The 20,092-nt window shown below is 34.7% G+C and carries 18 protein-coding genes and 2 pseudogenes; 17 read left to right on the top strand and 3 right to left on the bottom strand.

Features of this window, described 5'->3' with window-relative positions:
• Positions 1–166 precede the first annotated feature (166 nt).
• Positions 167–1,150 (bottom strand): annotated as a pseudogene (locus AACK98_RS06500) (IS481 family transposase).
• 197 nt (positions 1,151–1,347) lie between these two features.
• Between AACK98_RS06500 and AACK98_RS06495 the strand changes: the two are divergent.
• From AACK98_RS06495 to lptM, 4 genes are all read left to right on the top strand, one after another.
• Entirely contained in the window at positions 1,348–1,731 is a 384-nt protein-coding gene (locus tag AACK98_RS06495; protein WP_339040876.1) for a hypothetical protein, read from the top strand.
• Positions 1,635–2,006: an IS1 family transposase gene (locus AACK98_RS06490; RefSeq protein WP_339042647.1), complete on the top strand. Its 372-nt coding sequence runs from the start codon at positions 1,635–1,637 to the stop codon at positions 2,004–2,006. Before AACK98_RS06495 ends, AACK98_RS06490 begins: the two co-directional genes overlap by 97 nt.
• 109 nt (positions 2,007–2,115) lie before the next feature.
• Entirely contained in the window at positions 2,116–2,703 is a 588-nt protein-coding gene (locus AACK98_RS06485) for a COQ9 family protein (protein ID WP_339040874.1), read from the top strand.
• Positions 2,694–2,834 carry an LPS translocon maturation chaperone LptM gene (lptM, locus tag AACK98_RS08300; protein ID WP_410519980.1) on the top strand — a complete coding sequence of 47 codons (141 nt, stop codon included), beginning with the start codon at positions 2,694–2,696 and terminating at the stop codon, positions 2,832–2,834. The genes AACK98_RS06485 and lptM overlap by 10 nt, the downstream gene beginning before the upstream one ends.
• 323 nt (positions 2,835–3,157) lie before the next feature.
• Here the strand turns inward: lptM and AACK98_RS06480 are convergent, their stop codons facing one another.
• A complete protein-coding gene (locus AACK98_RS06480; protein ID WP_339040871.1) occupies positions 3,158–3,442 on the bottom strand; it encodes a hypothetical protein in 285 nt (94 codons plus the stop codon).
• A gap of 465 nt (positions 3,443–3,907) precedes the next feature.
• On the opposite strand from AACK98_RS06480, the gene AACK98_RS06475 reads away from it, so the two are divergent.
• The 6 genes and pseudogenes from AACK98_RS06475 to AACK98_RS06450 all read left to right on the top strand — a co-directional run bounded on the left by AACK98_RS06475 (position 3,908) and on the right by AACK98_RS06450 (position 9,633).
• On the top strand, positions 3,908–4,564 hold the full coding sequence (locus AACK98_RS06475; RefSeq protein ID WP_339040869.1) for an amino acid ABC transporter ATP-binding protein: 657 nt from the start codon (positions 3,908–3,910) through the stop codon (positions 4,562–4,564).
• A gap of 850 nt (positions 4,565–5,414) precedes the next feature.
• Positions 5,415–5,816, top strand: a pseudogene (tnpA, locus tag AACK98_RS06470) (IS200/IS605 family transposase); the annotation flags it as partial.
• Between the two features lie 351 nt (positions 5,817–6,167).
• Positions 6,168–6,689, top strand: a complete 522-nt coding sequence (locus AACK98_RS06465) for a polyhydroxyalkanoate synthesis regulator DNA-binding domain-containing protein (RefSeq protein WP_339040867.1) — start codon at positions 6,168–6,170, stop codon at positions 6,687–6,689.
• The gene (gene radC / locus AACK98_RS06460; protein ID WP_339040865.1) at positions 6,676–7,563 is read left to right on the top strand and encodes a RadC family protein; all 888 of its coding nucleotides are present in this window, start codon (positions 6,676–6,678) and stop codon (positions 7,561–7,563) included. Before AACK98_RS06465 ends, radC begins: the two co-directional genes overlap by 14 nt.
• Positions 7,564–7,943: 380 nt before the next feature.
• A complete protein-coding gene (locus AACK98_RS06455) occupies positions 7,944–8,921 on the top strand; it encodes a pyruvate dehydrogenase complex E1 component subunit beta (RefSeq protein ID WP_339040863.1) in 978 nt (325 codons plus the stop codon).
• 16 nt (positions 8,922–8,937) lie between these two features.
• A complete protein-coding gene (locus AACK98_RS06450; protein ID WP_339040861.1) occupies positions 8,938–9,633 on the top strand; it encodes a phosphatase PAP2 family protein in 696 nt (231 codons plus the stop codon).
• Positions 9,634–9,937: 304 nt separating this feature from the next.
• Here AACK98_RS06450 and coaD read toward each other — a convergent pair whose 3' ends face one another.
• A complete protein-coding gene (gene coaD, locus AACK98_RS06445) occupies positions 9,938–10,447 on the bottom strand; it encodes a pantetheine-phosphate adenylyltransferase (protein ID WP_339040859.1) in 510 nt (169 codons plus the stop codon).
• Between the two features lie 1,542 nt (positions 10,448–11,989).
• Between coaD and AACK98_RS06440 the strand changes: the two genes are divergently transcribed.
• The 7 genes from AACK98_RS06440 (at position 11,990) to AACK98_RS06410 (ending at position 20,066) form a co-directional block, all read left to right on the top strand.
• On the top strand, positions 11,990–12,403 hold the full coding sequence (locus AACK98_RS06440) for a hypothetical protein (RefSeq protein WP_339040857.1): 414 nt from the start codon (positions 11,990–11,992) through the stop codon (positions 12,401–12,403).
• Positions 12,325–12,699, top strand: coding sequence for an IS1 family transposase (locus tag AACK98_RS06435; RefSeq protein WP_339040855.1), 375 nt, complete (start codon positions 12,325–12,327; stop codon positions 12,697–12,699). Before AACK98_RS06440 ends, AACK98_RS06435 begins: the two co-directional genes overlap by 79 nt.
• A 1,149-nt stretch (positions 12,700–13,848) precedes the next feature.
• A complete protein-coding gene (locus tag AACK98_RS06430; protein ID WP_339040853.1) occupies positions 13,849–15,084 on the top strand; it encodes a hypothetical protein in 1,236 nt (411 codons plus the stop codon).
• A 36-nt stretch (positions 15,085–15,120) separates the two neighbouring features.
• Complete coding sequence (locus AACK98_RS06425) at positions 15,121–15,483, top strand: hypothetical protein (protein ID WP_339040851.1); 363 nt, start codon at positions 15,121–15,123, stop codon at positions 15,481–15,483.
• Positions 15,484–16,367: 884 nt separating this feature from the next.
• A complete protein-coding gene (gene gyrB, locus AACK98_RS06420) occupies positions 16,368–18,773 on the top strand; it encodes a DNA topoisomerase (ATP-hydrolyzing) subunit B (RefSeq protein ID WP_339040849.1) in 2,406 nt (801 codons plus the stop codon).
• 655 nt (positions 18,774–19,428) lie between these two features.
• Entirely contained in the window at positions 19,429–19,812 is a 384-nt protein-coding gene (locus tag AACK98_RS06415) for a hypothetical protein (protein WP_339040847.1), read from the top strand.
• A complete protein-coding gene (locus AACK98_RS06410) occupies positions 19,716–20,066 on the top strand; it encodes an IS1 family transposase (protein ID WP_339042645.1) in 351 nt (116 codons plus the stop codon). The genes AACK98_RS06415 and AACK98_RS06410 overlap by 97 nt, the downstream gene beginning before the upstream one ends.
• Positions 20,067–20,092: the final 26 nt, after the last annotated feature.

Raw genomic sequence — 20,092 nt, 5'->3', positions numbered from 1 at the left:
CATAAAAATCCTCGTGCGTGCATTTTGTGATCATTGCTATAATCAAATACAAACTCCTTATTTACCTATGGTATACTTATACTTTGCATTACTTCAAACGTATGCTCCAGTATGTTGTATGTTAATTGTAGAAGTCAAGATTTGATCTTACAGACAGTTATAAATTTTATATCTGCTTGTCAGTTAAGTTTTGACTGTCAGATATGTAACTGAGATACAAGATTTCATTATTCTTTTCCACAGCTAACTTTTTACTATCCAAAAAAGTTTGCATAGGTGTTTTTCCATAACAATATTTACCAGAATGAGGTCTTTCATTGTTGAAATATTCTAACCAAATATCAAGATCTAATTGCAAGTCATCCAATGATGTATAAATCTTTTTACGCATAGCTGTATCAAAGAATTCTTGTTTCATAGTTTTATTAAAACGTTCACACATACCATTAGTTTGAGGTGAATATGCTTTAGTTGTTGTATGCTCTTACTGAGAAATAACTCAAAAGCATGATGTTCTATATTTCCCTTATATTCTCCTCCACGATCTGTAAGAATACGAAGCATCGGTATCCCTTGACTCTCATACCATGGTAACACTCGATCATTTAGCATATCAGCAGCAGTAATCGCAGTTTTGTCAGTATACAGTTTAGCATCAGCAAATCTACTGTAGCTATCAATAAATACCTGAGCATAAACCTTTCCTATCCCTTTGAAATTGCCTACATAATATGTGCCTTGGCAACCTAAATAACCTGGATGTTGTGTCTCAATTTCTCCATGTGCTTCTTTTTCATTACGGCGTTTCTCTAGTACTTGCAGCTGTGCTTCGGTCAATATAATACCATCTTGGGCCATCTTAGCTTCTAAGGCTTTCAATCTTTTATTGATATTATTCAAATCATTACGTAACCAAATCGATCTTACTCCTCCAGGAGAAACAAGTATACTACTCTTCTTCAGCTCATTTGATACTCTAAGTTGTCCATATGCTGTACTCTATCGCCATATCAACTACTGCTTTTTCTACTGCAGGATCTACTCTATTAGCGATTATTGGCTTCTTGTGACTTATCTCGTATAGCGCTTCTTCTCCTCCTGTTTCATATAGTTCTTTAAATCTGTAATAGCTATCTCTACTATAACACATTGCCTTACATGCAGATTATATACTACCAAGGCTTTTTGCCAATTCAAGTAAACCTAGTTTCGGTTTGATGATTTGAGAGTTTTCACAATTAGATAGAAGTATGATATGATCACTTTTTTAAAAACTAAAGAGTGGTTTTATGGTTTGTTGTAAGGGATGTTGCTCTGATATCTTTGTAAAGAATGGCATTGTGAGGGGTGTACAGCGTTATAAGTGCAGATCATGTTCTAAATTTTGTTGAGGGCGATCTGGGCAAGAAGCCTCAAACAGCTGTTAAGAAAGCATTATGCGTTATGCTATATAGTCTTGGTAATGGCTCTTTTTCTATGTTATGCAAGATATTATGGCATTCGCCGTCCATAATTTATCGCTGGGTAGTAGAGGCGATGGGCAAGACTCAGGAGCCAGTTGTCTCTTCGGATATTATGGAGATGGAATTCGACGAGATGTGGCATTTTATTGGTTCAAAAAAAACAAGCTTTGGATCATTAAGGCAGTTGATCGTAGTACAAGGAGAACAGTTGCCTGGGTTACAGGCAATCATGATACTGCAACATTCCAAAAGCTCTACAACAAAGTGAGTCATCTGAAAGAATGTCATTTTTATACGGATGATTGGGATGCTTTTTCTAAAATTTTACCCAAAGAGCGTCATACAATTGGAAAGTCTGGCACAGTATGTATCGAGAGAGATAATAGCAACACGCGACATCATTTATGCCGAATGACACGGCGCACTAAAATCGTTTCTAAAAAAGAGTCAATGGTATACGGATCCATCAAGCTTTGGTGCGCTCTTACTATTACACAAATATTCAAACAATATCAAGAACAGCTCTTATCTATCTTTATGTGAAAACTCTCAAAATTTTATGTTCCGATAATTCTTTTTATAGGTTAATCTGCATACAAGTGCTGTTTAACGACGCTGCCGGTACTGTAAGATTGATGACAAGGATATCAAGATGAATGAAGTTGAGGCAATAAAACGTGAAATTACTAAACTGGCTTTAACACTTGCAAGCAAAGAAGGATGGAATAATCAAATCCTTGAGAAAGCAAGCGCGAAAGCAGGGGTTGATTCTGGAATGGGAGCTCTCCTTTTTAATGGCGATATAAGAAATGTCATAGAGTATTTTATAAACAATGTATATAAGGCCGCATATTCTGAGTATTTTACCTCTACTGCCAGAAGTAGCCGTATACAGGATATAATAGTCGAGTTCTTTACAATCTGTTTGCGTACACTTGCCCCAAATAAACCTGCTATCTCTAAAATGTTATCGTTTTTTATGCTCCCTTGGAATACGGCATTTGGTATAAAAACACTTTGGTGCTGTGCAGATAATGTTTGGTATGAATTATTGAATGATGAATCATTGGACTTCAACTTTTATACAAAACGCTGCTTATTAAGTTATGCGGTTCTGAATGCAATTTTATTTTGGCAGAATGACGAATCTGTTGAATATATAGACACTATTAGTTTTTTGCGAGCAGAACTTAGCTCTATAGTAAAAACTGGAAGTTTTATTAAAAAATTATGCAAATGAAAGTTCCAATATATTTTTTTGTAGCAATTCTACTATCGTTGCTACTACAAGGGTGTGGAAAAAAGGGTGATTTAGTTTTAGTAGATTCTAATGTTCATCATCCTTCCGTGGATTTAGAATATGAAAGCTAGAGGTTAGCTCATGCATAATATATTTTCTTGTTCGTATGTCAAAACTCGATTTGCTACGCAAATAAATTTTTGTGGAGACGTTAAATAGACCTCTTGCATAACCTGTTCCAAACTGTGATTTGATTGTCACTAAAACATAAAAACACTCACGTGGATCATTGTTTGGTGACGTTTTGCAAAAATCTACTCTATAAGAATTTCTACCTCAGAATGAGGTTATGCAAGAGGTCTAATGTGCAAAAAGTATCTATGGAGCGTCTGGCATTGTTGCATAATGAGACTATTTCATTATCAGTACATATAAAACCCTAAAGCTTCTCACTTCAAGAAGCTTTAGAAGATATAAGAATGAAGTCTTTTTTTAAGAGATTTAGAGTATTTACCTTAATAATCATCTCAATTTGCCTTTTAATATCGCATTTGGCAACAAAATATCTGCCAAATGCCTGCTTAAAACTGGCAAAATAAGCCTCTATTCTTGAGCGCCTGTAATAGCCTGTATCTTTTTTCCAAAGCTTTAAGCCTTCTTTTTTGTCATCATGCCTTTTCATATAGCTAATAGATTCGTTGAAATCTTTAAATGCGGGTAGACCAAGAATGGTAACCAAACGTTAATGTTGGTGGCGTTATCTATGTCTTTTCTACGCATTATGCAACAATGCCGATTTGGCCCTGCGCTAATTTTCGGATATATAATTGGCCCTATGCTGCAAATGCTACTTTCACAAAATCCGTAAGTTTTTTGCATTTATTATAACATTTTCTTACGGATTTAAAATACTATTTTGACGCTCTAAGCGCTATTTCATGCCTCTTCTAAGACTTTTGGCGCGCGTACTTTGTACCTTTTTTATGAGACCATTAATTATGTATTGAATATACACATGCCACTTTACTTCTTTCTAGCGCTTTTTTATAACTTCATATCAAAATCTAAAATGTCAACTCTTCATTTCACTGCGATATAACAGGTTAACATAAGCAAGAATTATAAATAGATGGTTTTTATTTCATCTGCTACAATGCCAATACTTTAGGAAAATTAAAAAAATAGAGTATCATATCAGATTTTTATGTTAAAAATTATAAACGTACATAAAGAATATGCAGGTGCAACTGTACTAAGTGATGTAAGCTTAGAGATTAAACAATCCATAGTTTTAGGACTTGCAGGGCCATCAGGAAGTGGAAAGTCAACTCTGCTGCGCTGCATACAGGGTCTTGAAACAATCACATCTGGTTTTATAAAGCTTGGCGGCAAAATAGGTTTTATGTTTCAAGATTTTCAGTTATTCCCACACATGAGTGTGCTACAAAACATAATATATGCTCCGTCAATTCATAATAAGAATGCAGATCACAAGAAAGATGCAATGCAGTTGCTGGAGAATTTAGGCATATTAGATAAGGCAAACCACAGTATTTCTATGTTATCTGGAGGGCAAAAACAAAGAGTAGCTCTTGCAAGAAGTCTTATAATGAATCCTGACATTTTATTGTGTGATGAACCAACTTCGGGCTTGGATGTAGCAACCATTTCAGATGTTATAAATCTATTAATGTCAGTAAGCAGCACAGGAGTTGCAATGGTGATAGCATCACACGACCTAGATTTCCTAACAAAGATTGCAGATAGAATAGTGTTACTTAAATCTGGGCAAATAAAAGCTGATATAGAACCAAAGTCTATGCAGGCACCAATACAATATTTAAAACAGTATTATGTATAGCCGATAATTTATATAATCACTTGCGTCATAACTCTAAGAAGCGGAGGATTGATGTTATGATGATGCATCGAAAGTCTCGCAGGGCAACAAATATATGCCGTTATTTTGTATGAGTGGGTATTAATTTCTGCGCCTAATACTTTTACATATTTGCAAGGAAATTAACGCAGTAATATGGAAAATGAAGCCAAAAAACCTGTATACTTGTCATACTTTTCAAAATTGGTGTCTTTAAAATGCTCCTTGTGTATTTGCGCGCCCGCATTCTGCCTCGCTATTTTTGAAGTTTAACTTCGTATATACAAGTTAAATCCCAACTCTTAATTTATCAAAGACATTGCCGAGAAAATCTATAATAAACTCGTACTATCACTTTGTAACTGGAGTTAATATATGCACTGAAATACATTAGACCTCTTGCATAACCTGTTCCAAACTGTGATTTGATTGTCACTAAAACATAAAAACACTCACGTGGATCATTGTTTGGTGACGTTTTGCAAAAATCTACTCTATAAGAATTTCTACCTCAGAATGAGGTTATGCAAGAGTTCTATTCATTTGATTATAATGATTTTTAAAGTAAACTACCAGGTGTGTATTATTAACAAATCGATTTTTACAGTGTGTGTTATGTGTTATATATCTTGAAAAGCATAGAGAATGGCACAAATTCTAGCACGAGCTCTAGAAACCACTAGTGATGTCAAACTCAGTGCTATTATTTATTTATGTAGTTATATGTGATATGGTTAACACCCTCGCCTTTAGGCGAACACTTTAGTATTAGTTATCTAGGAAATGTGCTAAGGGAGGACGAATGGAATATAGGAGATGATCCCACAGCCTATATGACCTAAAGTATCATATAGTATTTTGTACTAAGTATAGGTATAGAGTTTTAACTAGGCAAGTTGCGATTAGAACTAGGGAAGTAATCCGAGAAATATGTGCTGCTAATTACATAAATATAATTAGTGGCAGTATGAGTCCTGATCACGTACATATATTAGCATTGGTTCCGCCTAGTATATCAATATCTAAAGCTGTGCAATATATTAAAGGTATAAGTAGTCGTAAGTTGCTACAGGAATTTGCACTGCTCCGTAAGCGGTATTGGGGACAACATCTTTGGGCCAGAGGGTATTTTGTTGTGACAGTTGGCAATGTGAATTCAGAAGAAGTGCAAAAATATATAGAACAGCATGAGGAACATCACAAAAAAGATGATTTTAGAATATCAGAGTTTTAGCGTTTACGCTTTTAATCTGCTTTGCAAGCGTTACACAAACTACCGCGCTTTAGCCGGTAGTAATTGATAATTTCTATATGACTTAAATGGACATGAAGATGAATATTTTACAAAATTATCTTCTAACAACTTAGTATTCATTACAGCAAACATCAGACTTCTTCTATCTCTTATAAGAGCTGAAATACTGTCTTTAACTACTTAACTATAAAGTCTTAAGTAACACTTTTGCTAAAAGACATAAACTATCTTTAAAAGAGAAAATCTTTGAAGCAAGCTGATGTTTAGTAACAAGACTAAAACATCATAGCTTTTGATTAAAAATCAAGCTTTCTTAAGAGGTATATAAAATTGAATAATAATTCTACTGTAACAATAAAAAAGTATCCTAATAGACGGCTATACAATACCACTAGTAGTACGTATATTACTTTAGATGATCTTGCTTCTTTAGTAAGAGAAGATCGCGATATTTTAGTTATTGATGCTAAAACTGGCAGAGATATTACTCATGTAACACTGATAAATGTGATACTTGAATACCAAGGACATGCGGATCAGATTCTGCCTATCAACTGCCTAAGACAAGTGATAAAACTACAGGGGAATTCTTTAGGTAGTGTTCTTACAGGATACTTGTCCCTTTCTATGGATTATTTTCAAAAAAATCAGCAGTATATCGAGAATTTCATCAATGCTGCTATGAATAATAGCTCTTCAATGGATCTTTGGATGCAAAACATGAATTTTTTTCAGCAACAGAATGAAAATTTCTTGCATATGATACAAGGAGCTGCTGAAATATTTGTAAAAGGCCTGCAGACCCAAAGAGAAAAAAACAGTGTAAAAAAATCAGAAAGTGAAAAAGAATGAAGAGGTTGCGATTTATAATGTAATCGCTGAAGGTGTTAATGTAGAAGTACACACTTCTCTTGCAGCAAACACTCTTGTTACAAAACAAAGCTACAACACTATAACTCAGGATTATGACACAAAAGATCTTGCAAAGACTTCAGAAACAGAGTTAGCACTGCAGCTTCAAAATTCAGCAAACCAAAACACGAAAAAAAAGCATTCGCTTGGTGCCGGCCATAGACAGAGACTGCGCCAGCGATTCGCAAAGTGCGATATTAGAACATTACCAGACTACGAAATACTCGAAATTTTGCTATATTATGCAATTCCACGCAAAAATACCAAAACAATTGCAAAAGCACTATTAGAACGTTTTGGCACTCTCAGTGCTGTAATTTCTGCAGATCCAATGGATATTATAACGATCCCCGAAATTGGTCATTCCACTATCATCTATATCAAACTATTATATGACCTTTTTTCAAGATTGCATTTGGATACAAAACCTATGAGTGTCAACATTTTGAATAGTTGGCATGCTGTGATAAACTACTGTAGCCTTACTATGGGCTTTAAACAGACCGAGAATTTTAGAGTACTTTTTCTAAATAAAAAAAATCTTCTTCTTGCAGATGAGCTATTTGACCATGGTACTATAGATAAGATTGCAATATATCCAAGGGAGATAGTAAAAAAAGCTGTTTTTTATAACGCCGCTGCCGTAATTTTGGTGCACAATCACACAAGCGGAGATCCATCACCATCTGAAGAAGATATTGCAATTACAAAAACAATAATGTCAGCACTGATGCACGTTAATGTCTTATTACATGATCATTTGATCATCGCAAAAAATAAGCATTTCTCATTCAGAGCAAGTGAGCTGCTTTAACTTAATTAATGTTACATGCACTCTTCATCATGAAAATAAAATTGATAAGCAAAAATTGCAAAGGTGATTTGAAACTGTTATATATGCCTTATGCGTACGTTTCTTTCTGGTTAAGAGACAGATATTTTGCAGCTAAATGCTTGTAAATTTGGTATGCACTGTTAGTAAAGTGCTTTGTGCTAGGTTTTTGAGCATGATTTTTTAAAAGTACCAGTTAATTTTTGCATAAGATACTTTTACATATTTGCAATAAAATTAACAAAGTAAATAATGACTTGACTAGCATTGACATGATGTTTCTCATGCGATTATCTGCGTGAGTGCTATACTATTTGTGGCATTTGTCAAAATTTTAAAAGGTTATTTTTGTTGGAGCGTTTATGCCGGTAGTTACGATTAGAGAAGCGTTGCGTGATGCTATAAAAGAAGAGATGCACCGTGATCAAGATGTTTTCATAATGGGAGAAGAAGTTTCTGAGTATCAAGGAGCATACAAAGTGACTCAAGGACTATTGCAGGAGTTTGGAGAAAAACGTGTAATAGATACTCCAATAACTGAACATGGATTTACTGGAGTTGCAATTGGTGCTGGACTTGCTGGATTGAAGCCAATAGTTGAGTTTATGACGTTTAATTTTGCAATGCAAGCAATCGATCAGATTATCAACTCTGCTGCAAAAACTCCATATATGTCCGGTGGACAAATGTGCTGTCAGATAGTTTTTAGAGGTCCAAACGGAGCGGCTGCAAGAGTTGCTGCGCAACACTCACAGTGCTACGCAAACTGGTATGCAAACGTACCAGGGCTGAAGGTAATTTCACCATATTCCGCAGCAGATCATAAAGGATTGTTAAAAAGCGCTACTAGAGATCCTAATCCAGTTATATTTTTAGAGAATGAACTATTGTATGGAGTGAGCGGAGAAGTACCTGACTCTGAACATATTGTTGAAATAGGAAAAGCTCATATTGCACGAGAAGGGCATGATGTAACATTAACAGCATTTTCAATACAAGTTGGAAACGCTCTTGCCGCTGCAGAAATTTTACAGAAAGAGTATAATATCTCAGCAGAAGTCATTGACCTTAGGACAATAAGACCGCTTGATATAGAAACTATACTAAGCTCAGTGAAAAAGACGAATAGAGCATTAACGATTGAGGAGGGTTGGCCGTTTTCAGGCATTGGAGCAGAAATTAGTGCGCAAATAATGGAAAAAGCATTTGATTATTTAGATGCACCAGTCTACAGAGTATCTGCTAAAGATGTGCCACTACCCTACGCAGCAAACCTCGAGAAATTAGCGTTGCCACAAGTTACGGATATAGTCAAAACAGTTCTAGAAATTACGAAGTAGAGAGGGTACTAACATAATGATAACTACAAGATTGCCGTTACTGTTTTCTATAATGACAGTAATTTTAGCATTCATTTTTTTGGTATTTCCATGGATAGATATAAAATTCTCCTCTATGTTTTATTATGGCGATAGTGGTTTTGCTCTAAAAAATTTGCCAATAGTGGAATTTGTTAACAAGCATAGTCCATTGATACTGATATGTTGTACATTTGTTATTCTATTTACTATGTTTGTTATAGAGTGGAAAAAAAATAAATCGTTAAACATACGATACTACACAAAGATAATCTATATTATAGCTGTATTTCTTATCGGTGTGGTCCTTATAATCAATGCGTTATTCAAGAATAATTTATTTGGAAGGGCAAGACCAGATCAAATATCTAATTTTGGTGGGAACAAAGTTTTTTCTGCACCATTTATTGTAAGTCATCAATGTAAAACGAATTGTTCTTTTGTTTCGGGACACGCATCTGTAGGGTTTGCATTTATAGCTTTTGCCTTTATTACCAATAGGAAGTACAAAAAATATTTGATACTTCTCAGTGTATTACTAGGATCTAGCATAGGCTTTATTCGCATAATATCAGGAAGACATTTCTTGAGTGATATAATTTTTGCTTGTGCTACTACATTTTGTATAGCATATGTAATGCATAGTTTATCGCTAAGGTTTGGATTACTTAGCAAAGAAGAAGCAACTATATAGCACGCGCGCCCAAAAATCTTGAAACAAGCATGCAATGGTGCCAGAAGTGTCAAAATAGCGCTTTAAATCCGTAAGAAAATGTTATAATACCTTACGGATTTTGTGCAAGCAGTGTTTGCTTATACACATGAGTAATAATATATCCAAAAATTAGCACAGAGCTAAGTCCTGGACTAATCTTTGCACATTTAACTTCTCCGCAAAAATTGATTCGCTATGCAAATAAATTTTTGGCGAATAGACTATGTAGCAACATATTTATTCTTAAGTCGTTAGATTTGCATAGAAGTCTAAAAAGTTTAATTTATACTTGATCATAGTGGTGTCTGAGTTTTTTAGCGACATAATCTGATACAAGACCTGTAAGATTTCCTTTCAATCTAGCTATTTCCTTTACGAAAGTGGCAGAAATAAAATGTCCTTGCTCTGTAGCTGGCAGGAATATGGTTTCTACCTTTGAGTGAAGTTTGTGGTTTATGTATGACATGCGAAATTCGTACTCAAAATCTGCAAGTGCTCTGAGTCCACGCACTATGACTGTCGCATTTTGTGAAGAGGCAAACTCAACCAAAAGGCCATGAAATTGCATAACTTCTACATTTTTAATGTTTAGTGCTAATATTTCTGCATTCGCTATTGAGACTCTTTCCTCTAGCGAGAATAGGGTGTTCTTACAGGCATCGTATGCTACTGCAACAATCAATCTATCAAACAGATTAGAAGCTCGTTTTATAATATCAATGTGACCAAATGTAATTGGATCGAAAGTGCCTGGATATATTGCAGACTTTATTGAAGAATTGGGTTTTTCCATTTTCACTCATCTTTTTTATTTTTACTGCGATTTATTTTTAATGCTTTGTTGTAACATCTCATTGATTGTATTTTGCAAATTTAAGAAATATAAATCTAGATCTCTGCTACAATTATAGTCATAAGTACAACAATTGCTTCCGCAAAAACGCCTTGTTGCGGATCGCATGATATATGCTAGTTCTTCTACTTCCAGCTGATATATATTGTTAATAACAGATTGTCTCCATATTTGCTGCGTTATTGGTCTGTAATAGTGTGTTTTCCTGGTACTTTTTGCTATAAGATAACCAACAATATCCAGAATTAAAGATATAGGAGTCATTATAAACCTTATTACTATTCTTGATATTTTATTCTGTAGGATTGTGTGTATGATCTGCGCAATGAGTATCATTCCCGCAATCCAGCCAATTATATGCCATGTTAGCGCTCCAAATACCAGTAGCGCAGCGGAGATTCTTATGGAAGAAGTGAAAATGGCAGCAACAATTGCGATTTTTTCGCAGAAGGCGCGGATAGTTCCTAGAAAATTTGGCGCCGTTCTCTTGTTTTTGCGAAAATATGAAGAAAAATCCTCGTTATGTTTTATCTTCCTATTCATCATTGCACCTCCATACGTTAATGCACAATTTCACATAATTCTATAAAAAATGTAATATCTATAAAAATTGACGTGCATACAAAAACTTACACGCGTTTATAAGTAGCTTCAAATTCATTAAGAAAGCATAGAATATTAAGTTCACATATATGACGTACATCAAAAATATTCACTTTTGGTCTCTTAAAAATTTCTATACATCAGCATTCACTGAAAGCGAAGCAGTTTAAAAAATGCTAAAAACATAACATGCAATATGAAGGCAGTGCCATTGTTATATCAAAACTTAGACAAAAAATTTATAAAACAATCTTACTGTTTAGTGGATATAAGACAGCAGGCATACATTTACTAAGCGTCAAATCTCTCTATATATAAAGCATACATTTTTAACTCAGTGATCTTGGTTTTTATTAGACTTCTTGCATAACCTGTTCCAAACTGTGATTTGATTGTCACTAAAACATAAAAACACTCACGTGGATCATTGTTTGGTGACGTTTTGCAAAAATCTACTCTATAAGAATTTCTACCTCAGAATGAGGTTATGCAAGAGGTCTATTGAGTTAAAGAACAGTACATAAAGCGCTGGAAGATCACATGAATTTTCCCGGCTTTGCGATTTCTTGAGCATTTATACATTTATATGTAATATGTAGGAATTCTTCGCAAAATCTGCTGTTGATAAATAACAAAAAGAATAATCTCTGATTTATCTATACTATTGACATTTGTATCAAACAAAACAGATGTTGGACTTATTATTATAAATATATAGCTAAAAAATAAAACTGCGATGTGACAATAGCGCATGAAGAGAAAACAGTCTAGTGGCAAGTAAATAAAAAATTTGGCATTGCTAACCAAGAATAGATTTTGCTTTTAAATTCGCGTATATGTATACTGCCTTGATAGTAAGTTATATTGGAAGCATTATATATGTTAAGTTGTAAGCATTGTGGCAGCATAGGAAGCACAAAGAATGGCTATATTAAAGGTCGTCAGAGGTATAAGTGCCTAGAGTGTAAAAAGAGCTATAAGTCTGGAGATATGAGAGTAAAGTACAGCCTTAATAAAAAGATGAAGGTTGTTAGTATGTATCTGGAGGGAGTTGGAATTAGATCAATCGAGAGATTAGAAAAGGTCTCGAGTTCACTTATAATAAAGTGGATTAGAAAATTCTCAAAGCTTCTAAAACAAAGGCTGAATGATGTTACGATACCTGAGGATGCCAAGCAAATCTCAATTATTGAGCTGGATGAGCTTTTTAGTTATTGCCAAAAAAAACTAACAAAGTCTACATTTGGCTTGCTGTTGATAGGGACAGAAATAAAGTTGTTGATTTTGAAGTGAGCATTGTCAGGGATTTTGCATCCTATCTTCCGATTGCCATGCGATTACAAAGTAGCTACGAGATAGAGATATCATGCAGTGACCATTACGACGTTTATGAAAAATTTAGGATTGCTAAAAAACACCATTCTACTAAGGCAGAAACGTCTTTAGTGGAATCATTCAACTCATTAATACGGCACTATTTAGCCAGGTTTCATCGTAAAACCAAACGTTACAGTAAGGCCATAGATATGATCTATAACTCTATCCTAATGCTTTTTAATAAAGACTTGCTGATATCTATCTTTAGTTAGCAATGCCTAATATTTTCTTATTATTATATTTTTGATGGCCAAGATAATTTCTTTTAAATATCTTGATAATAGCATGATAATGCATATGTACTTATAATCATATTATTTGCACTTTTGTTAAAGATGATGAGCATATAGAAATCTTCTGCAAATGATATATTTGCTACCGTATATAGAAGCAGTTATTGTTGGGTTATTGCTTGTTTTTTAGCGTTTTTATGCTGTCTAATTTGTAATTTTAAAATGTATTATGTATTAATTGAACATGCGTTCATTATTTACGCAATGTGTGTAATATATTTGCAATAAAATGGCTTGACCTAATTCATTTGCGAATGCTTTACTAAAGATATTATGTGGAAATGAAATTCACAAAGTATTAATTAAGTTGGCTGATGTTTTTTTAGATGGTTCATGTATTAAATATGAGGCTAAATTGCTTAGAATTTCTCCGCTTCAATACTTTTTTAGTGGATGTGCAAAGTTTTTAGCAATCGTAATAGTGCCATATGCATAATAGAAGCATGAGTATATCAAAATAGCTTGTTGGTATTGGAAATAAACCTGTACCTTGAGGGTGTGATTTCGATGTGAGCATAATAAGCTCAGAAATTAACTTGAAGTTTTTGTGCTAAATCTGAGTAATAATGCTACAGTGTATCGCAATATATAAGTAGGCTTCTTCTTCAAACGTTTGCTTTAGCAGCCAATTGCTTTGTCGCATCCTTTAGCCTTCATTGTGATGCTCAATGTACTTGCCTTACCAGAACAAGCGTTTGAAGAAGTCTAGTGTGGTACGATATATAGATATTTAGTTAGATGAAATAGATATTAGATATAGTCTTATGAAGGTATGCTATTGATATCTATTAGTTATACTTTTAAAAATTGGCTGTTGTCAGAATGCTCCTTATGTGTTTTTGTTAACACTTGTGTAGCCATTCTTTCTAGTTCTTTTTAAAGTCTAACTTTGTATGTGCGTAAGTTAAATACAAACTCTTTATTTACCTGTGATATCCATGTAGCGTGCTATATGATTCTAACATTTTTATGATTAAATAAGATAAATTTACCACTTAACAGATTTGAGAGTGTTATATGACAGATACAAGCAACACAACATTTAAAAGAGAAAATGTTTTGCGTTGTATGAACTCTATAATGGAACAGCACCAAGATATTAAAATAGATTCTCAGCCGAAAGAGGAACAACAAACTCCACACATGACATGTCTTTGTGCATTTGCTGCGCTTTACTTAGCAATACAGGGATATAAAGGTGTAGTTTTCTCTCTTTCAAGTATTAGTACATTTATTGATGCGCTTTATATAGGAATCATAGATGGGATTACACAATCAAATTCTGACTCTAAAGCAAATAAAGATGAAGTATTTAATAAAGAAGAAGTTGGTATGTTGATGAGTAAAGTGCAGCAAAATTCAAACCATGGTGTGTTTAATAAGGTAAAAGAAGATCTCACAAATATATACAATGCCAGGTTTGAAAAACTCATGCAAGATGATGAGGAGCTCTCAAAAATTGGGGCAGTTGAGAAAGAAATCATCAAAAATAAAGGCGCTGGTATTGCAAGTGCAGAAGACTTACTGCGTGCAAAGCTTCTTGAGCAAGGGGATGTAAGAGCAAAAAAACTGCTTGAATATACCAACATGGCAGATGCTTTCTTCACCACTGGCAAAGTCTCTATTATAAGACAAGCTGTGTGTATCGGGCAAACTATAGGGACCTTTATGCAGCCGATACTTAGTTCTGCTATAGGCATGAGCAAGAAAGAGGATGTTGGTTATTTTGTTGCAGCGCATGCTGTCGCAAAACAATCTTTTCACTATATTATTTGGGCAACAAAACAGGTAATTTATGCTCCGTATGTTTGTGCTAAGTTATTTTTATCTGTTGCGATGACAGCTACTATTGGGTTTTTTGATGGCATTTCCAGCTCAAAAGATAATGTAGAACAATTCGAAGTAGAAAAAACAAATAATAATATAGAAATTAAATGTGGAGAAAATAATAAAGTTGCACTAGGATTTTGGAATGAGATAACAGAAACATACAACACTTATAAGGCTGCATACAGTGACATGAATAAGTCATTAGTCGAAGCAACTGGTGTATCAGATTTGCTAAGAGATAGGCATGATCTTATAAAATCTGCTGGTGATATGCGATTTAGAAGAGCTATCTTGAATGCTGGATTTAATAGGACTGTTAATGTTGCTGATAAGGTGTTCTCAGCAATTGAGTCGATGTATGCGGTGACAGTGAAAAATATCTATTCCGCAAGCAAGAAGTTTGGGAATGCAGCCTCAGAGAAGTTTTTTAAGGTTGCGCCTGAAAAACAGGAGCCTATAGGTCGCAAGATATAAGTATTAGATTCTTTCTAACACAATATAGATTCTATTATGAATAAGGAAAATAATCAGAGCTTTGATACAGCAAAACTTGAAGCTGCTCTGGCACAGATAGTTAGAGCATTTGCAAATAGTCCTGAAGGTGGTGCATTTTTCTTGAAGTATACATTGCTACCAAGTACACAAGAGCATGATAAGGCGATTGAAGATATTTATCGCGAGATACTTGAGCATTTTCAAGAGCAAAAGAGGTTGGCAGAGAGTGTAGTATCGTCGCTGAAATACATAAGAAGTTGCTGTTTGCAGAGTAATAGTGCGGCAGAATATGTCAAGCAGCAAGTAGATAATATAATGCATTATAAAGCGCTGTTGGATTATGCAAAAGGAACAAAATCTGGACCTTTTATAGGATGAAAGTCTAATTGATGCATGGCAAGTACTATGCTAAATATACGAGCTAGTGCATTGTAAATAAAGCTTCTTGGTACTCATTTGTTTATTAATATCTTTTCAGTGCAGTAATAATATATCAAGAGACGAATAGTGGAATACTCGTCACACTTTTCAAAATTGGCATCGTCAAAGCGCTCGTTATGTATTGATTATACACATGCCACCAGCACTCTTCCTAGCTCTTTTTGAAGTCTAACTTCGTATATATATAAAAGTTAAATACCAACTCTTCATTTCCATGCGGTATATACTCGCCATATTTTAAATTGGTTATTGTTGTTGGCAGCGCTTAATATCGCAAAACTATGCAAATATACACGGCAGAAAATGAAATCTAAAAGTACAAGTTTCTGGTATAAGCTTGTAATTGGGGCTTTGAGCTTTCGTAAGTAACTTGTAAAATCAGAGATTTAGTGCTACAAGGTGAACATCACAAAGTGATTATGTGCGATATTGACTCATGATTTGATAATGCAATATCAGACTCTTAATGTATGAGTGATAACTACTTATGAGCTTTGCTCTTTTATTCACAAGAGAATGATAGTTTCTATGAGATATGACAACACATTAGTGTACTTTCCCATAATCCTTGTAATGTGGTATTCGTCTTAGAGGAGAAGAATTGTAAAATAAATTGAGTATAATATTAATTCTTGAATTAAAATTGGGAATTTATTTGCATGATTGATGTTTTACAGCATAATATGTTGATAACAATAACGATATATAGAATAGTTATTGCAGTAATTGATGAGGCAACATTTATATACGATTTAAATTTGAGAAGTTAAATTCGGGAATTAATATAACATATTGAAATAGTAATATTTGATTAAAAATCAATGGAAAAAATCTCAAGAACAGCAATAGCAGCTGAGAATTACGGATCTTCTTCAATCAAAGTATTAAAGGGTCTTGATGCAGTTAGGAAGCGCCCTGGTATGTATATAGGAGATACAGATGATGGTTCTGGCCTACATCATATGGTTAATGAAGTGGTGGATAATGCAATAGATGAGGCGCTTGCTGGGTTCTGTACACTTGTTTATGTTGCAATTAATAAAGATGGTTCTGTTGTTGTGCGTGATAATGGGAGAGGTATCCCAGTTGATATACATCCTGAAGAGGGTGTGTCTGCTGCAGAGGTTATAATGACACAGCTGCATGCTGGTGGCAAATTTGATAACAATTCCTATAAGGTTTCTGGTGGATTGCATGGCGTCGGCGTTTCTGTAGTGAATGCGCTTTCGAAATGGCTAGAGTTGAAAATATGGAGAAATAACAAAGAATACGGGATGCGTTTTGTTGATGGAGTCGCGCTTGAACATTTAAAAGTAGTTGGTGACGCAGACGGCAAGCATGGAACAGAAGTTACATTTCTTCCATCTGATGAGATATTCTCATCAACGCAGTTTCATTTTTCGGTACTAGAAAATAGGCTGAGAGAACTGGCTTTTTTAAACTCTGGAGTGAGAATTTTACTTGAGGATTTGAGAGAAGAGCATGGGAAAAAAGCAGAATTTCATTACGAAGGCGGTGTGCTATCGTTTTTAGAGCATTTAGATAGATCAAAGAGAGCCCTCCATAAGCCGCTTAGAATAAGTGGAGAGGATAATAGCATAGCAGTTGACATTGCTTTGCAGTGGAATGATAGTTATCATGAGAATACCGTATGCTTCACAAATAACATAAGGCAAATCGATGGTGGCACTCACCTTGCAGGGTTTAGAGCTGCAATTACAAGAAGTATAAATAATTATTTTGAGATCTCAGGTCTTGCTAAGAAGCAAAAAGTTGCAATAGCACCAGACGATATAAGAGAAGGCTTAACTTGTATTATTTCTGTTAAGGTTACAGATCCAAAATTTTCTTCGCAAACAAAAGATAAGCTTGTGAGCAGCGAAGTGAGGCCGGCTGTGGAATCAGTCGTTGCTATTAAGGTTGGGGCTTGGCTTGAAGAAAATCCGAATGAAGCAAAGATAATTGCGACAAAGATAATTGAAGCCGCTGCTGCCAGAGATGCTGCCAGAAGAGCTAGAGAACTCACAAGGAAAAAAAGTGACTTAGAAATTTCTAATCTTCCAGGTAAGCTTGCTAATTGTCAGGAAAAAGATCCTGCTTTATGTGAGTTATTTTTGGTTGAGGGAGACTCAGCTGGTGGTACTGCAAAACAAGCGAGAGATAGAAAAACTCAAGCTATATTGCCACTAAAGGGTAAGATTTTAAATGTTGAGCGTGCAAGATTTGATAAAATGCTAAGTTCCGCAGAGATAGGAACATTAATTACAGCTATGGGAACTGGCATTGGCGATAAAAAGTTTGATATGGAAAAATTAAGATATCATAAAGTGATTCTGATGGCCGATGCAGATATAGATGGCGCGCATATCAGAACATTACTGCTTACTTTTTTCTATAGATATATGCCAGATCTTATAGATAGAGGCTATCTTTATATAGCCCAACCTCCACTTTATAAGGTAAAACGTGGGCAGCACAGCGTATATTTAAAAAATGAAGAGGCTCTACAAGAACATTTAATTAATTCTATATCTGATAACTCAAAACTTGAATCTGGTGAGATATTATATACTACAGATAAATTATGTTATGTAATTAGAGCTATGAGCAAATTTTGTCAAATATTGGAGAAAGCTCCTGTATCTTTTGATAAAAAAATTCTGGAAGTTGCTGCAATTATGTTTTGCCAATTTGGGTGCAATGAATCTTCTTGGTCCATCCTTAGTGAGGCTATATTAAAGAAAATGATTAGTATGGAACCAATTCAAGGAGTTACCTGGAGTTTCAGAGATGATTTTACTCTAGAGCGTTTAGAACGCAGTATTACAACTTTATTTCAGATTCCAGTTGATATATTTTCCTCAAAGGTGTTGCTTAGTCTTTGTGAAGTACTCAGGCCTTTTGCTGATCTATTTATAGAACAATCAACTCTCTTAGTAAAAGAGAATAAGTTTCTCTGCCATATGCCTTCTGAGCTAATTTTAAATGCTTTCAATGCAGCAAGACGTGGTCTTTATATACAAAGATTTAAGGGGCTGGGTGAGATGAATGCAGATCAATTATGGGATACTACTCTGAATCCAGAGACAAGAACGTTGCTGCAGGTAAAGGTTGAAGACTGCGCTGCGGCAGAAAATACTTTTTCTACTTTGATGGGCGATGTAGTTGAGCCAAGGAGAGAGTTTATACAGAATAATGCATTAAAAGTGAGCAACTTGGATGTTTAGAAGATAATATCGCCTGCAACTCTCTCACGGTACGCACGCCAAAAGTCTCAAAACAAGCATGAAATCGTGCGTAGATTGTCAAAATAGTATTTTAAATCCGCAAGAAAATATTATAATAAATGCAAAAAACTTACGGATTTTGTGAAAGTAGTGTTTTTAGGCGCAGGACCAATTAATATATCAAAAATTACACATGGCTGAATCCTGGGCCAATTTTTGCATATTTCACTTCTCCACAAAAATTTATTTGCTTGCGCAAATAAATTTTTGGCGGATAGACTGGCTTTGTTGCATAATGAGAGTATTTCATTATCAGTACATAAAAATCCTAAAGCTTCTCACTTCAAGAAGTTTATCTGCCATTGAAATACCAGCTTTGTTAGTTTATTTAGCTATCTATTTAGCGCGAGTTGCCAATTAAAAATTAAGCATCTAAGCTACTAATTGCAGGTAATGCAGATAAATAGATCTTTCATAAAATCATCAAAAAACAGTACATTGATGCAAAAACCTTTTCCACATATTATTTTTTGAGAGTTTTCACAATTAGATAGAAGTATGATATGATCACTTTTTTAAAAACTAAAGAGTGGTTTTATGGTTTGTTGTAAGGGATGTTGCTCTGATATCTTTGTAAAGAATGGCATTGTGAGGGGTGTACAGCGTTATAAGTGCAGATCATGTTCTAAATTTTGTTGAGGGCGATCTGGGCAAGAAGCCTCAAACAGCTGTTAAGAAAGCATTATGCGTTATGCTATATAGTCTTGGTAATGGCTCTTTTTCTATGTTATGCAAGATATTAGGGCATTCGCCGTCCATAATTTATCGCTGGGTAGTAGAGGCGATGGGCAAGACTCAGGAGCCAGTTGTCTCTTCGGATATTATGGAGATGGAATTCGACGAGATGTGGCATTTTATTGGTTCAAAAAAAACAAGCTTTGGATCATTAAGGCAGTTGATCGTAGTACAAGGAGAACCGTTGCCTGGGTTACAGGCAATCATGATACTGCAACATTCCAAAAGCTCTACAACAAAGTGAGTCATCTGAAAGAATGTCATTTTTATACGGATGATTGGGATGCTTTTTCTAAAATTTTACCCAAAGAGCGTCATACAATTGGAAAGTCTGGCACAGTATGTATCGAGAGAGATAATAGCAACACGCGACATCATTTATGCCGAATGACACGGCGCACTAAAATCGTTTCTAAAAAAGAGTCAATGGTATACGGATCCATCAAGCTTTGGTGCGCTCTTACTATTACACAAATATTCAAACAATATCAAGTGTAGAAGTCAAGATTTGATCTTACAGACAG

It is taken from the genome of Candidatus Lariskella endosymbiont of Hedychridium roseum, from assembly GCF_964020185.1.
GTDB lineage: Bacteria > Pseudomonadota > Alphaproteobacteria > Rickettsiales > Midichloriaceae > Lariskella.
The sequence above is the reverse complement of the archived record's forward strand: the minus strand, read 5'-3'. Positions and strand labels throughout refer to the sequence as shown.

Bases quoted from the DNA above. Each gene is read 5' to 3' on its own strand.
- AACK98_RS06450 (WP_339040861.1), top strand. From the start codon at position 8,938: ATGATAACTACAAGATTGCCGTTACTGTTTTCTATAATGACAGTAATT.
- AACK98_RS06430 (WP_339040853.1), top strand. From the start codon at position 13,849: ATGAACTCTATAATGGAACAGCACCAAGATATTAAAATAGATTCTCAG.
- AACK98_RS06455 (WP_339040863.1), top strand. From the start codon at position 7,944: ATGCCGGTAGTTACGATTAGAGAAGCGTTGCGTGATGCTATAAAAGAA.
- AACK98_RS06440 (WP_339040857.1), top strand. From the start codon at position 11,990: ATGTTAAGTTGTAAGCATTGTGGCAGCATAGGAAGCACAAAGAATGGC.
- coaD (WP_339040859.1), bottom strand. From the start codon at position 10,447: ATGGAAAAACCCAATTCTTCAATAAAGTCTGCAATATATCCAGGCACT.
- lptM (WP_410519980.1), top strand. From the start codon at position 2,694: ATGCAAATGAAAGTTCCAATATATTTTTTTGTAGCAATTCTACTATCG.
- AACK98_RS06425 (WP_339040851.1), top strand. From the start codon at position 15,121: ATGAATAAGGAAAATAATCAGAGCTTTGATACAGCAAAACTTGAAGCT.
- gyrB (WP_339040849.1), top strand. From the start codon at position 16,368: ATGGAAAAAATCTCAAGAACAGCAATAGCAGCTGAGAATTACGGATCT.
- AACK98_RS06485 (WP_339040874.1), top strand. From the start codon at position 2,116: ATGAATGAAGTTGAGGCAATAAAACGTGAAATTACTAAACTGGCTTTA.
- AACK98_RS06475 (WP_339040869.1), top strand. From the start codon at position 3,908: ATGTTAAAAATTATAAACGTACATAAAGAATATGCAGGTGCAACTGTA.